This window comes from Mycobacterium sp. E3251, assembly GCF_001666835.1.
Classification (GTDB): Bacteria; Actinomycetota; Actinomycetes; order Mycobacteriales; family Mycobacteriaceae; genus Mycobacterium.
In genome coordinates this window covers 18797-32762 of record NZ_LZJF01000072.1, presented here as the reverse complement: position 1 = coordinate 32762, position 13966 = coordinate 18797, and the positions used below count along the sequence as shown (strand labels likewise).

General features: G+C 68.6%; 13 protein-coding genes. 8 read left to right on the top strand and 5 right to left on the bottom strand.

What is annotated here, in order from left to right; genetic code table 11:
• The 3 genes from A5697_RS10885 to A5697_RS10875 form a co-directional block, all read right to left on the bottom strand.
• Window positions 1–629, bottom strand: a 629-nt coding sequence (locus tag A5697_RS10885; RefSeq protein WP_068010334.1) for a hypothetical protein, incomplete at its 3' end; no start/stop codon positions are given.
• 170 nt (window positions 630–799) lie between these two features.
• On the bottom strand, window positions 800–2377 hold the full coding sequence (gene guaA / locus A5697_RS10880; RefSeq protein WP_197500970.1) for a glutamine-hydrolyzing GMP synthase: 1578 nt from the start codon (window positions 2375–2377) through the stop codon (window positions 800–802).
• A complete protein-coding gene (locus A5697_RS10875) occupies window positions 2374–3564 on the bottom strand; it encodes an acyl-CoA dehydrogenase family protein (RefSeq protein WP_082953332.1) in 1191 nt (396 codons plus the stop codon). The genes guaA and A5697_RS10875 overlap by 4 nt, the downstream gene beginning before the upstream one ends.
• Window positions 3565–3625: 61 nt before the next feature.
• Here A5697_RS10875 and A5697_RS10870 point away from each other — a divergent pair, with 61 nt between their 5' ends.
• Window positions 3626–4273, top strand: coding sequence for a TetR/AcrR family transcriptional regulator (locus tag A5697_RS10870; RefSeq protein WP_068010332.1), 648 nt, complete (start codon window positions 3626–3628; stop codon window positions 4271–4273).
• Window positions 4274–4276: 3 nt separating this feature from the next.
• Here the strand turns inward: A5697_RS10870 and A5697_RS10865 are convergent, their stop codons facing one another.
• On the bottom strand, window positions 4277–4918 hold the full coding sequence (locus A5697_RS10865) for a helix-turn-helix domain-containing protein (RefSeq protein ID WP_068010330.1): 642 nt from the start codon (window positions 4916–4918) through the stop codon (window positions 4277–4279).
• Window positions 4919–4997: 79 nt separating this feature from the next.
• On the opposite strand from A5697_RS10865, the gene A5697_RS10860 reads away from it, so the two are divergent.
• The 6 genes from A5697_RS10860 to A5697_RS10835 all read left to right on the top strand — a co-directional run bounded on the left by A5697_RS10860 (window position 4998) and on the right by A5697_RS10835 (window position 12396).
• Window positions 4998–6515, top strand: coding sequence for an MFS transporter (locus A5697_RS10860; protein ID WP_068010328.1), 1518 nt, complete (start codon window positions 4998–5000; stop codon window positions 6513–6515).
• Window positions 6512–7591: an NmrA family NAD(P)-binding protein gene (locus tag A5697_RS10855; protein WP_067944798.1), complete on the top strand. Its 1080-nt coding sequence runs from the start codon at window positions 6512–6514 to the stop codon at window positions 7589–7591. The genes A5697_RS10860 and A5697_RS10855 overlap by 4 nt, the downstream gene beginning before the upstream one ends.
• Entirely contained in the window at window positions 7588–8406 is an 819-nt protein-coding gene (locus A5697_RS10850; RefSeq protein WP_067944797.1) for a class I SAM-dependent methyltransferase, read from the top strand. The genes A5697_RS10855 and A5697_RS10850 overlap by 4 nt, the downstream gene beginning before the upstream one ends.
• Window positions 8403–9212: a class I SAM-dependent methyltransferase gene (locus A5697_RS10845; RefSeq protein ID WP_067944796.1), complete on the top strand. Its 810-nt coding sequence runs from the start codon at window positions 8403–8405 to the stop codon at window positions 9210–9212. The genes A5697_RS10850 and A5697_RS10845 overlap by 4 nt, the downstream gene beginning before the upstream one ends.
• A gap of 80 nt (window positions 9213–9292) precedes the next feature.
• Window positions 9293–10033 carry a beta-phosphoglucomutase family hydrolase gene (locus tag A5697_RS10840; protein WP_067944795.1) on the top strand — a complete coding sequence of 247 codons (741 nt, stop codon included), beginning with the start codon at window positions 9293–9295 and terminating at the stop codon, window positions 10031–10033.
• Window positions 10030–12396, top strand: a complete 2367-nt coding sequence (locus A5697_RS10835) for a glycoside hydrolase family 65 protein (RefSeq protein WP_067944794.1) — start codon at window positions 10030–10032, stop codon at window positions 12394–12396. Before A5697_RS10840 ends, A5697_RS10835 begins: the two co-directional genes overlap by 4 nt.
• 3 nt (window positions 12397–12399) lie before the next feature.
• Here the strand turns inward: A5697_RS10835 and A5697_RS10830 are convergent, their stop codons facing one another.
• The gene (locus A5697_RS10830; protein ID WP_067944793.1) at window positions 12400–12966 is read right to left on the bottom strand and encodes a TetR/AcrR family transcriptional regulator; all 567 of its coding nucleotides are present in this window, start codon (window positions 12964–12966) and stop codon (window positions 12400–12402) included.
• A gap of 61 nt (window positions 12967–13027) precedes the next feature.
• Here A5697_RS10830 and A5697_RS10825 point away from each other — a divergent pair, with 61 nt between their 5' ends.
• A complete protein-coding gene (locus tag A5697_RS10825; RefSeq protein ID WP_067944792.1) occupies window positions 13028–13921 on the top strand; it encodes a TauD/TfdA family dioxygenase in 894 nt (297 codons plus the stop codon).
• Window positions 13922–13966 lie beyond the last annotated feature (45 nt).

Here is a 13966-nt window from a genome sequence, read left to right as displayed (position 1 = left end):
ACCTGCAGCCGCACCCGGCTGATCCGCCCGAATCCCGGGCGGCTTCCCGAAGTGAGCTCGTAGCCGCAGACCCGGGCCTCCAGCCGCGTGGGCGCGCCCTGCCAGTCGCCGTCGGTGACCAACACGGTGCACCCCTTGCTGCGGGCCCGCGCCACCACCGCCCGCGCCCGGGTGTGCGGCACCCGGCGCCCGCCCAGACCGAGAACCACCAGATCCATACCGTCGACGAGCACCGCGGCCACCTCCACCGGATCGGTTCCGGGATCCGGTATCACCGCGACCCGGCTCAGATCCGCCCCCATCTCCGCGGCGGCCAGCAGTCCGATGTCCGGCTGGCCGACGATTGCCACGTTGCCGCCTGCCGCCGTTACCGCGGCCACCATGCCCAGCAGCAGCGACCGGGCGCCCGAGAGTACCGCCACCGTCCCGCGCGGCAGGGGCGCCGGCAGCGACTCCGCCAGCCACGGCGGCAACGCCAGCTGGGACTCCGATTCAGGCAGCAGGTCGTCGGCGCGGGCGGGCGCGGGCCCCGGCGCCTTCCCGGCTATCACGGCCATCCGACGGCGCAACGATTCGAGCTGTTCAGCCCGGTTTTCTTGCCGGCGATCGGGGGCGAAAGCCGCAGTCATGACCGCCTCCTACCACCACTCTCGGACGACTATTTTCGAAAGTATGTTCGACTGATTGAGAGTAAACACCCGCCCTCCGACAACCGTCAAGAAACGGGAGGGGCGGCTTTATGCGATCGATACCGGTGGGGCGGATGGGCGTGATGTGGCGACGCTTAGGCGCCCACCGGTCACTCCCACTCGATGGTGCCGGGGGGTTTGCTGGTGATGTCCAGCACCACGCGGTTGACCTCGCGAACCTCATTGGTGATGCGGGTCGAGATGCGCTCGAGCACCTCGTAGGGCACCCGGGTCCAGTCGGCGGTCATGGCGTCCTCGCTGGACACCGGCCGCAGCACGATGGGGTGCCCGTAGGTCCGGCCGTCGCCCTGCACACCGACCGAGCGAACCTCGCCCAGCAGCACCACCGGGCACTGCCAGATCAGGTTGTCCAGGCCGGCGGCGGTGAGTTCCTCGCGCGCAATGGAGTCGGCGCGGCGCAGCGTATCCAACCGCTGCGCGGTGACCTCGCCGACGATTCGGATGCCCAGGCCGGGCCCCGGAAAGGGCTGGCGCGCAACGATTTCCTCCGGCAGGCCCAGCTCCCGCCCGACGGCGCGCACCTCGTCCTTGAACAGCAGCCGCAGCGGCTCGACGAGCTTGAACTTCAGGTCGTCGGGCAGGCCGCCGACGTTGTGGTGGCTCTTGATGTTGGCGGTCCCGCTGCCCCCGCCCGATTCCACCACGTCCGGGTACAGCGTGCCCTGCACCAGGAAATCAACCTCAGACCCGGTGTCGCTCAAGATATCCCGTACCGCGCCCTCGAAGGCGCGGATGAACTGGCGACCGATGATCTTGCGCTTGCCCTCGGGGTTGGTCACCCCCGACAGCGCCTGCAGGAAGGTGTCGGCCGCGTCGACGGTGACCAGGTTGGCGCCGGTGGCGGCGACGAAATCACGCTGCACCTGTGCGCGTTCGCCGGCGCGCAACAGCCCGTGGTCCACGAAGACGCACGTCAGCCGGTCGCCGATGGCGCGTTGCACCAGTGCGGCGGCCACCGCCGAGTCCACGCCGCCGGAGAGTCCGCAGATCGCGTGGCCGTCACCGATCTGTTCGCGCACCTGCTCCACCAGCGCGGTGGCGATGTTGGCCGGTGTCCACTCCGCGCCGAGCCCGGCGAAGTCGTGCAGGAAGCGGCTGAGCACCTGCTGGCCGTGCGGGGTGTGCATGACCTCGGGGTGATATTGCACCCCGGCCAGGCGGCGCGCCCGGTTCTCGAACGCCGCCACCGCCGCGCCCGCGCTGCTGGCGACCACGTCGAATCCGTCCGGTGCGGCGGTGACCGCGTCACCGTGGCTCATCCAGACTGGCTGGGAATTCGGCAAGCCCGAATGAAGTTCGCCGCCAACCACTTTCAACTCGGTGCGGCCGTACTCGCTGGTGCCGGTGTGGGCGACTGTCCCGCCCAGGGCCTGCGCCATGGCCTGGAATCCGTAGCAGATGCCGAACACGGGCACGCCGAGGTCGAACACCGCGGGGTCGAGCTGCGGGGCGCCCGGCTCGTAAACGCTGGACGGTCCCCCGGAGAGCACCAGCGCCGCGGGCTGGCGGGCCTTGATCTCGTCGATCGATGCGGTGTGCGGGATGACCTCGGAGAAGACCCGCGCCTCCCGGACGCGCCGGGCGATCAGCTGCGCATATTGTGCGCCGAAATCGACGACCAGCACGGGCCGCGGCGAGGGTGTTTCCACGGCAGCCAGCTTAGTCACATCAGGTGGGTCGGCTGCATGATGCCGAACCGGGTGCCCGCGTAGCGCTTCAGGGCCGCCGGGCTGAAGTACACGTGCTGACCGGCGGTGTGCAGATCCCGGAAGCAGCGTTGCAGCGGATGACTCGCATGCACCGCGCCCGCACCGGTCAAGCCGAACGTCGTGTCGACCGCCAGACGCGCCGCACGCATCGCCTGCTGGGCGGCGAGCTGGAAGCCTGCGCGCTGCTGCACCGACGGCGGATCACCGGCGCACGCGGTGTCCCACAGGGCGCCGGCCTCGTCGAGCACAAAGGCGCGCGCGGACCTCAAACCGGCTTCGGCGCGGGCGAACTCGACTTGGGCGGCGGGGTCCTGCGCGAGCGGCTCGAACGTGCCGGCGCGCGTCTTCGCCGGCGCGAGGTCGGCGAATTCGTCGAGTGCGCGCCGCGCGATCCCGAGTGGGACACCGACGAGGCCTACTCCGACGAGCGTGAAGAACGGTAGCCGCCACAGCGGTCCGTCGTGGCGGGCCAACTGGAAGAAGGGGCTGATCGTGTGCTCTTCGGCGATGTGAAGATCTCGGCCGACCACGTCGTTGCTGCCGGTGGCGCGCAGCCCCAGGACGTCCCAGTTTTCGACGATCTCCGCCTGAGCGCGCGGGAAGAACGCGAGGCGCCAGTCCGGGCCCTGCTCGGCGATCATGCGCGGGGTGTCACCGTCGAAGACGAACATTCCGCCCAGCATCCATTCGACGTGGCGACAACCGCTGGCGAACGGCCATCGGCCGTCGACGCCGAACCTCCCATCGCCCTGCGGGACGGCGCGCCCGGTGGGTGCGAACACCGTCGCCGCGAGGAAGTCGGCGTCCGGACCGAACAGAGCTGCGGCGACGGCGGGTTCGAGCCACGCGGTGAACGCGGGCGCGCCGGCACCGATGGCCGCGACCCAGCCCGTCGAACCGTCGGCGTGCGCCAGTCCCTCGATCATCTCGATGAAATCGGTTGGGGTCACTTCGAATCCGCCGAGCGAACGCGGTTGCAGGGCACGGAAGACACCGGCGGCGCGCATCCGCTCGACCAGATCGATCGGCAAGGTGCCGAGCGCCTCGGCCTCGTCGGCGCGCAGTCTGATCTCGGGTGCCAGCGCACCCGCGACATCCGTGGGATGGGCACCTGCCGACAGGGCGGGGCGTGTCGCGGTCGTCATGCCGCGCTCCCTTCTTCTGATACAGTTCACTGTAATAGATACAGGAGAATGTATTCAACTAATGGGATCTGTCAAGGCTCAACCTCCGCGCCGCTACGACTCGACCCGTCGCCGCGAGCAGGCTCGGCGCAACCGGCACGCGGTGCTGGCGGCCGCGCGGCAGCGGTTCCTGGCCCAGGGGTACGCGACGACGACCATCGGCGAGATCGCCCGTGACGCGGGCGTGTCAGTCGAGACGGTGTACAAGGCCTTCTCGACGAAAGCGGGTGTGTTGAAAGCGCTTTTCGATGTGTCCGTGGCCGGCGACGACGAACCGGTCCCGATGGTCGAGCGGGACGTCATCCAGACCGTTGCCAACGCGACCGATGCCGTCGACAAGCTGGAGCTCTACGCCAAGCACCTGGCCGCCAGCATGCCGCGCAGTGCACCGGTCCAGCTGCTCGCGCGCGACGGCGCCGCGTCCTCTCCGGATGCCGCGGAAGTCTGGAAACAGATCAGGGACGAAACCCTGACCGGTATGACGATGTTCGCCTCCGACCTCGCCCGCACCGGGCAGCTGCGCGTCAGCGCCAGGCAGGCGCGTGACATTTTGTGGACGTATCACGCCCCGGAGCTGTACGAGCTGCTCGTCCTCGAACGCGGTTGGTCCGCGACCCGCTACGGCAAGTTCGTCGCGCGGGCGTGGATCGACGCCCTGCTCGATAAGTGAGCTCTAGAGCGCGAAGGCCTGACGCACGGCGCTGACGGTTTGCGGGTCGCCTTGGAAGTCGATGCGCCGCAGCGCCGCCTTGCGCTTGGCTTCGGTCGAACCCAGGCGGGCGTCCACCAGGTCCGCCGCGCCGGCGGTCAGAGTCACCGAAGGTTCACCGTGACCACCGGCTAGGTGGCCCTGGGTCACCGCGAAGTCGAAACGCCGGCCGTCGATCTCGGCCCGGCACGTCGCCTCCAGCCCGGCCGCCTTGCCGGAGTCGAAGCCGAGCAGGATCCCGGCCAAAAACCCGTTGAGCGGTGAAACCACGCCGCCCTCGGCCGGGTCCAACCGGTCCAGGCCGAACAGCGCGACGCTCCTCAAGACGGGCAATGCCCGCTGCCAACCCACGTCACTGAGGGTGTAGACGGTGCGACCGATCGGGGCGGGCAGGTCGGCGCGGTCGACGAGCCCGGCGTCCTGCAGCTCTTTGAGGCGCTCGGCCAACAGATTCGTTGCGATGCCGGGCAACTCGGCGCGCAGGTCGCCGTAGCGGCGGGGGCCGCCGACCAGCTCGCGCAGGATCAGCAGCGTCCACCGCTCGCCCAGGACGTCGAGCCCCAGCGCAATGGGGCAGTTCTGGTTGTAGGTCCTACGGGTCGCCACCAGGCCATCCTACCAACGGTAGATATGATTCTCCACCATTTACTTGATTTATTTGTCTAGTAGCTTTAGCGTCTTGTCCATGAGCACCGCAGCCCTCTTACGGAACCGCCCCATCCCCGCGCTGGGCGTCATCTGCCTCGGGGTCTTCGTCATCAGCGTCGACGCCACCATCGTCAACGTCGCGCTGCCGACCCTGTCTCGGGAGCTCGACGCCGACACCGCCCAGCTGCAATGGATCGTCGACGCCTACACCCTGGTGATGTCCGGACTGCTGCTCTCCGCCGGCAGCCTCAGTGACCGCTTCGGCAGACGGGGTTGGCTGAACTCCGGACTGGCGCTCTTCGCCGTAACCTCCGCCGTTGCGGCGCATACCGATTCGGCCGCGCAGCTGATAGCGGCCCGCGCCGCGATGGGGGTGGGCGCGGCGGTCATCTTCCCGACCACCCTGGGCCTGATCACCAACATCTTCACGGACGCGGCGGCCCGGGCCAAGGCGATCGGCCCGTGGGCGGCGATGGTGGGCGTCGGGGTGGCCGTGGGGCCGATCAGCGGCGGCTGGCTGCTCGAACACTTCTGGTGGGGCTCGATCTTCATGGTCAACATCCCGATCGCGGCGGTGGCCATCGTCGGCGGCATCCTGTTCGTGCCGACCTCGCGCGACCCGGCCGCACCGCGGGTCGACGCCGGTGGCCTGCTCTTGTCGGCGGCCGGGATCACCACGCTGGTCTACACGGTCATCGAGGCACCCACCTGGGGGTGGACCAACGGCCGGACCGCGATCGGGTTCGCCTCGGCCGCAGCGGTTCTGGCCGGGTTCGCGCTTTGGGAGCGGCGCAGCGACCACCCCATGCTGGACGTGTCGGTGTTCGTCGACCGCAGGTTCTCCGGCGGTAGTCTCGCCGTGACCGCCGGCTTCCTGACGTTGTTCGGCTTCATCTTCGTCATCACCCAGTACTTCCAATTCATCAAGGACTACACCGCGTTTCAGAGCGGGGTGCGCCTGTTACCGGTCGCCGCCTCCATCGCGCTGGCCAGCATCGCGGGACCCCGGCTGGTGGAACGGGCGGGCACCACCGCCGTCGTCGCCGCCGGCCTCACCGTCTTCGCGACCGGGCTGGCGTGGGCGTCCACCGCCGACGCCGCCACGCCGTACACCCAGATCGCCACGCAGATGCTGCTGCTCGGCGGCGGCCTCGGCCTGACCGTTTCGCCGTCCACCGAGGCGATCATGGGGTCGTTGTCCGCCGACAAGGCCGGGGTGGGCTCGGCCGTCAACGACACCACGCGCGAACTCGGGGGCACGCTCGGCGTCGCCATCGCCGGCAGCATCTTCGCGTCGGTGTATTCGGGACATCTCGGGGCGGCAGCATTGACCGGGCTGCCCGCCGATGCCATGCGGCACTCAATGGCGCTGGCGCACAGGGTGATCGAGCAGCTGCCGGCGCAGCGGGCCGGTGGCGTGCGCGCCGCGGTCGACCGTGCGTTCCTGGACGGCCTGCAGGTGAGCTCGTTGGTCTGCGCGGGCATCGCGCTCGGCGCCGCGATCGTCGTCGGCTGGTTGTTGCCGGCACGTCAAACCGAAAGGACAATCCCATGAACACCCGAGTATTGGTGACTGCCGCCACGGGCAGGATCGGCAGCGCGGTCACCGCCCAACTGTTGGAGAACGGCGTCGCCACCAGGGCCATGGTGCACCGTGAAGATGTGCGAAGCGCACGCCTGCGGGAGCTGGGTGCCGAGATCGTCGTGGCCGATATGTTTGATATTCAAGCGGTTACCGCCGCGATGGACGGAATCGATAGGTTGTACTTCAACCCGCCGTACCACCCCCACGCGCTCGACAGCGCGGTTGCCTTCGCGGTGGCCGCACGACGCGCCGGCGTGGAAGCGGTGGTGGCGCTCGGGCAGTGGACGGCCAGCCCGGACCACCCTTCGCTGATGACCCGGCAGGCATGGCTGACCGGCAAGCTGTTCGACCTGCTGCCGGACACCGCCCACGTAGCGGTCGATCCCGGCTATTTCGCCGACAACTATTTGCAGGTTCTGCCCCTCGCCGCGGCGCTGGGAATCCTGCCGGTGCCCACCGGAAAGGGCCGAAATGCGCCTCCCTCCAACGAAGACATCGCCCGCGTCGCCGTTGGCGCCCTGCTCGACCCGCACCGTCACAACGGCCGCGCCTATCGCCCGACCGGACCGACCCTGCTATCGGGAAACGAGATCGCCGACGCGGTCGGTGAGGCGCTGGGCCGCCGGGTGCGCCACATCGACATCCCGCCATGGATGTTCATGCGCGCCGTGCGCGTCAACGCCAAACGGCTCGGCGCCGACATGTTCTTCCAGTCCAGCCTGCGGCACTACCTGCCCGAATCCGCCCTCGGCACCTGGGAAGTGGGTGGTCCCACCACACATGTTCGTGACGTCGCCGGCGTCGAACCCGAAGACTTCCTGACGATCGCACGCCGCTACGTCACCGGCCCCGAAACACGGCGCACGGCAGGTAATTTCATCCGGCAACTCGGGGACTTTCTGTTGACGGGCCTCGTACCGATGCACCGCCTGGACAAGTTCGACCGGCTTCAACAACATCCGCAACCCGCACGTCCCCGGCTTTCCGGTCAGTCGGAGCTGTGGCGGGCCGAGCACACCGCACCGGAAAGGATAGGAACGCGATGAACACGAGCACCTATGTCCTCGGCCACGCCGACGTGGAGGTGCGGCGGCTCCTTCTGCAGGGGCGGCTGTACAACGACTACACCGAGCACGCGCTGCGCCTCGCCGGCCTGCGCCCGGGCATGCGGGTGCTCGACATCGGTTGCGGACCCGGCGACGTGTCGTTCGTCGCCGCAGGCCTGGTCGGTCCGTCGGGAAGTGTCCTCGGCGTGGACGCCGCACCCGCGATGGTCGAGCTCGCTCGGCAGCGCGCCACCGAAAAAGGGCTGCGCACAGTGCAATTCACACAGGCCGCCGTCGACGCGATCGAGCTGGACGAACCGGTGGACGCGGTGATCGGCCGGCTGATCCTGATGCACCTGCCCGACCCGGCCGGCACGCTGCGGCACCTGAGCTCCTTTGTCCGCCCCGGCGGCGTCATCGCGTTCTCCGAGAACGACATCACCGCGACGCGCAGCATCCCGGACCTGCCGCTGTTCGGACGGGTGACGGCGGGCATCGTCCGTGCCTTCGAGGCACTGGGCCTGTCCGCGCGGTTCGGCACCACGCTGCACACCGTCTTCGCCGAGGCCGGCCTGGGCACCCCGCGGCTGAGCCAGGGGACGCCCGTCGGCACCGCCGCCGACGCCGACATCCTGGCCTACGCTGCCGAAGTCTGGCGGTTGGTCGCCCCCATCGCGGAGCAGGGCGGCTTCGCCATCGACGAGCTCGCCGACATCGAGGATTTCGTGCCGCTATTCCGCCGGGAGGTGCTGGCGGCCGGAGCCCTCGTCACGATGCCCCCGCTGATCACGGCCTGGGCGGAGGTCCACAGATGAGCGCCACAATCCAGAGCCAGTACTCGACCGGCCTGACCCGGCCCAACATCGAGCGCGCCCTGATGTCCGCCGGCAAAGACCTCGACCGGCTGGCACCCGCCGACCTGGGCACGCTCGAGGACTTCCACACCATGGGCCGCTTCGCCACCAGCCGACTGGTGGATCTGGCGGGCATCACCGGCGAAAGTCGGGTGCTCGACGCGGGCAGCGGGATCGGCGGGACCGCGCGCTACGTCGCCGACCGGTGCGGCTGCACGGTGGCGGCCGTGGACCTCACCGACGAGTACTGCGAAACGAGCCGCTGGCTCAATCGCCTGGTCGGTCTCGACGAAATATCGGTCCGGCAGGCGGACGTCACCAACCTCCCCTTTGCTGACGGCACTTTTGACGTCGTCATCAGCCAGCACGTTCAGATGAACGTCGCCGACAAGGCGCGCCTCTACTCCGAAGCGCACCGGGTCCTGGCTATCGGAGGCCGGATTGCGTTGTGGGACATTACGATTGGAGACGGGGACACGCTGGACTATCCGCTGCCGTGGGCCGATGAACCCGAGCGCAGCCATCTGGTCAGCCCGGACGGGTTACGCGCAGTCGTCGAATCAGCCGGATTCGCCGTCGAGCATTGGAACGACCTGACCGGGCAGGCGACCGAATTCATGCAAGCGCTGCTGGCCCAGCCCGCCACCCCGCTGGGTTTGCACACCTTCGTCGACGACTTCGGCCGGAAGGTCGAGAACCTGACCGCCGCGCTGGCGGACGGGCGTCTTCGAGCCGTTCAGGGGGTCGCCGCGGCCGGGCACGGCTGAACGTTTGGCGACAGACATGTCTGCATGGTGGAGTGGGTATCGCTTAACTAGTCTCCAAGGCCAGGAAGCGAGGTCCGCCCGTGCTCGGTCTGCCCGAGAAGGTGCATGCCTGTCTGTTCGACCTCGACGGTGTGCTCACCGATACCGCGAGCGTGCACACCAAGGCCTGGAAGGCCATGTTCGACGACTACCTGTCCGAGCGGGCCAAACGCACCGGCGAGGAATTCGTCCCGTTCGACGCGGCCGACGACTACCGGAAATACGTGGACGGCAAGAAGCGCGAGGACGGCGTCCGGTCGTTTCTGCAGAGCCGCGGGATCGAGTTGCCCGACGGCAGCCCCGACGACGCGGGAGACGCCGAGACGGTCTACGGCCTGGGCAACCGCAAGAACGACATGTTCCAGCGGGTGTTGCGCGAGGACGGCGTCGAGGTCTTCGAGGGTTCGCGGCGATATCTGGAGGCGGTCTCGGCGGCCGGGCTGGCTATCGCCGTGGTGTCCTCGAGCGCCAACACCCGTGACGTCCTGGAGATCACCGGCCTGGACCAGTTCATCCAGAAGCGGGTGGACGGCGTCACGCTGCGCGACGAGCACATCGCCGGTAAGCCGGCGCCGGACTCCTACCTGCGCGGGGCGGAGTTGCTGGGAGTCGAGGCCGGGGCCGCGGCCGTGTTCGAGGACGCGATCTCGGGCGTGCAGGCCGGCCATGCCGGTAACTTCGGCTACGTGGTGGGAGTCGACCGCGTGGGCCAGGCCGACGATCTGCGCCGCAACGGCGCCGATGTGGTGGTCACCGACCTCGCCGAGCTGCTGCAGTCATGATCGACGACGAAGCATTCCCCGTTGATCCATGGCACGTCTGCGAAACGAAGCTCGACCTGAACCTGCTGGCCCAGTCCGAATCCCTGTTCACCCTGTCCAACGGGCACATCGGGTTGCGCGGCAACCTCGACGAGGGTGAGCCCTACGGTCTGCCCGGCACCTACCTGAACTCCTTCTACGAAATCCGGCCGCTGCCGTACGCCGAGGCGGGCTACGGCTACCCGGAGGCCGGCCAGACCGTCGTCGACGTCACCAACGGCAAGATCATCCGCCTGCTGGTCGAGGACGAGCCGTTCGACGTCCGCTACGGCGAATTGCTCTCGCACGAGCGGGTTCTCGACATGCGGGCCGGGACGATGACCCGCGGCGCGCATTGGCGCTCCCCTGCGGGCAAGGAGATCAAGCTGGTGTCCACCCGGCTGGTTTCGCTGGCCCAGCGCGGTGTCGCCGCCATCGAATACGTCGTGGAAGCGGTCGGCGATTTCGTTCGCGTGACGGTGCAGTCCGAACTGGTCACCAACGAGGACCAACCCCAGACCTCGGGTGACCCGCGGGTATCGGCCATTCTGGAGAGCCCGCTGGTGGCCGTCGACCACGAAAACACCGAGACCGGGGCGCTTCTCATGCACCGCACCCGCAGCAGCGCCCTGATGATGTCGGCCGCGATGGACCACGAGATCGACGTTCCCGGCCGCGTCGAGTTCAGCACCGACGCCCGCGAAGATCTGGCGCGAACCACGGTGATCTGCGGGCTGCGCGCCGGGCAGAAGCTGCGCATCGTCAAGTACCTGGCGTATGGCTGGTCGAGCATGCGCTCGCGCCCGGCCCTGCGCGACCAGGCCGCCGCCGCCATCCACAGCGCCCGCTACACCGGGTGGCAGGGGCTGCTGGATTCGCAGCGGGCCTACCTGGACGACTTCTGGGACAGCGCGGACGTCGAGGTCGAGGGCGACCCGGAATCCCAGCAAGCGGTGCGGTTCGGGCTTTTCCACCTGCTGCAGGCCAGCGTGCGCGCCGAGCGCCGCGCGATCCCGGCCAAGGGGCTCACCGGAACCGGCTACGACGGCCACGCCTTCTGGGACACCGAAAGTTACGTGTTGCCCGTGCTCACCTACACCGCACCGCATGCGGTGGCCGACGCGCTGCGGTGGCGGGCGTCGACCCTGGACCTCGCCAAGGAGCGCGCGGCCGAGCTGGGTCTGCAGGGCGCCGCCTTCCCGTGGCGGACCATTCGCGGGCAGGAGTGCTCGGCCTACTGGCCGGCCGGCACGGCGGCCTGGCACATCAATGCCGACATCGCCATGGCCTTCGAGCGGTACCGCATCGTCACCGGCGACGAGGAACTGGAGAAGAATTGCGGCCTCGCGGTGCTCGTCGAGACGGCCCGGCTCTGGCTCTCCCTCGGCCATCACGACCGGCACGGCGTCTGGCACCTCGACGGCGTCACCGGCCCCGACGAGTACACGGCGATCGTGCGCGACAACGTATTCACCAACCTGATGGCCGCGCACAACCTGCGCACCGCCGCCGATGCCTGCAACCGCCACCCCGAGGTGGCGGAGTCGATGGGCGTCACCACCGAGGAGACGGCCTGCTGGCGCGACGCGGCCGACGCCGCGAACATTCCCTACGACGACGGCCTGGGGGTGCACCAGCAGTGCGAGGGGTTCACCACCCTCGCGGAGTGGGACTTCCAAGAGAACCACGACTATCCCTTGCTGCTGCACGACCCGTACGTACGGCTCTACCCGGCGCAGGTGATCAAGCAGGCGGACCTGGTGCTGGCGATGCAGTGGCAGAGCCACGCCTTCACGCCGGAACAAAAGGCGCGCAACGTCGATTACTACGAGCGGCGCATGGTTCGCGACTCGTCGCTGTCCGCCTGCACCCAGGCGGTGATGTGCGCCGAGGTCGGGCACCTGGAATTGGCGCACGACTACGCCTACGAGGCCGGCCTGATCGATCTGCGCGACCTGCACCACAACACCCGTGATGGCTTGCACATGGCGTCGCTCGCCGGCGCCTGGACGGCGCTGGTGGGCGGCTTCGGCGGCCTGCGCGACGACGAGGGCATCCTGTCGCTGAATCCCGCGCTGCCCGACGGTATTTCGCGGTTGAGGTTCCGGCTCCGTTGGCGCGATTTCCGGATTACCGTCGACGTGAACCATTCCGACGTCACCTACACGGTGCGCGACGGACCGGGCGGCCAACTCACCATCCGGCACGCGGGTGAGGATATCACCCTTAGCACCGATGCGCCGAAAACCATTGCGGTACAACCCCGTAAGCCGCTACTGGCGCCGCCGCAGCAGCCGCCGGGCCGCGAGCCACTACATCGCCGGTCGCTGTCCCGGAACAAGTGATCGTCAGCCGGATTTGAGGATCCGCCCCACCTCGGCGCCCACCGCCTGCCGTACCTCGTCGTCGGTCAGCTCGTCGATCCCGGTCGCCGAGCGCAGGATCGGCGCAAACAGCCGCCAACCGAATTGCAGCGCAAGGGCATTGGCGACGGCCAGGCGCGCGTCGATCTCGTTGTCGTGAAGCGGGCGCACCCAGCCGAGTAGCGTCGCGATGTTGGGGAAGCGCTTCTGCAACTGCCCCGCCGGATACCCGTCGAGCACCGTGCGGGCCATGACCCGCATCTGCCGGTCGAGGGCCCGGTCCAGGACGTCGGCCGGCGCCTCCTCGCTCAGCAGGGCGCTCAGGTTGGCACCGAGGTGATCGAGCACCGCTCCGACCAGATTCTCCTTCGTGCCGAAGTGACGAAACACCAGCCCGTGGTTGACGTTGGATCGCGCGGCGATGTCGCGGATCGACGTCGCGGCCGGGCCGCGTTCGGCGAACAGGTCGGTGGCGGCCTCCAGGATCGCCGCAGCGACCTCGGCCCGCCCGGTGGGCATGTTGGCGCGGCCACTTGCGGAACGTGTAGTCATGTGACTACAGTACTCGATGTAGTCAGTTGACTACACCCCTTTCACACGAGGATTGATGAAAATGATCGGTCAGATAACCGTCACCAAGCTGGGCAGCCGCATCGGCGCGCGGGTGGACGGGGTGCGCCTCGGGGGCGACCTCGACCCGGATGCGATCGAGAAGATCCGCCTGGCGCTGCTGGCCCACAAGGTGATCTTCTTCCGTCACCAGCACCACCTCGATGACCAGCAGCAACTGGCGTTCGCCGGGCTGCTGGGCACGCCGGTCGGCCATCCGGCCGCCGAGGTGCTCGCCGCCAAGAACGCGCCGGTCATCACGCCGATCAACTCCGAATACGGCAAGGCGACCCGCTGGCACACCGACGTCACGTTCGTCGCGAACTATCCGGCGGCGTCGATCCTGCGGGCCGTCAACCTGCCCCGGTATGGCGGGTCGACGCTGTGGGCCAACACCGCGGCCGCCTACGAGCACCTGCCGGAGCCACTCGCCTGGCTCGTCGACGACCTGTGGGCGGTCCACACGAACCGCTATGACTACATCACCGCTGAGGCGATGACCGACGCGCAGCGCGCGTTCCGCCAGGCCTTCGAGAAGCCGGATTTCCGCACGGAGCATCCCGTGGTGCGGGTGCACCCGGAGACCGGTGAGCGCACGCTGCTACTGGGAGATTTCGTGCGCGGGTTCGTTGGCTTGGACAACTACGAATCGACGGTGCTCTTCGATTTGCTGCAACGGCGAATCACCGTACCCGAGAACACCATTCGGTGGAACTGGGCGCCCGGCGACGTGGCCATCTGGGACAACCGGGCCACCCAGCATCGCGCCATCGACGACTACGACGACCAGCCTCGGCTGATGCACCGCGTCACCCTGATGGGCGACGTGCCGTTCAACGTGCACCGGCAACGCAGCCGGGTGGTCAGCGGCGCCCCGCTCGAGGCGATCGCAAGCTAGGCGCAGCCGAGCGCCACGGGTCGCCGACCGACCAACCAACGAGGC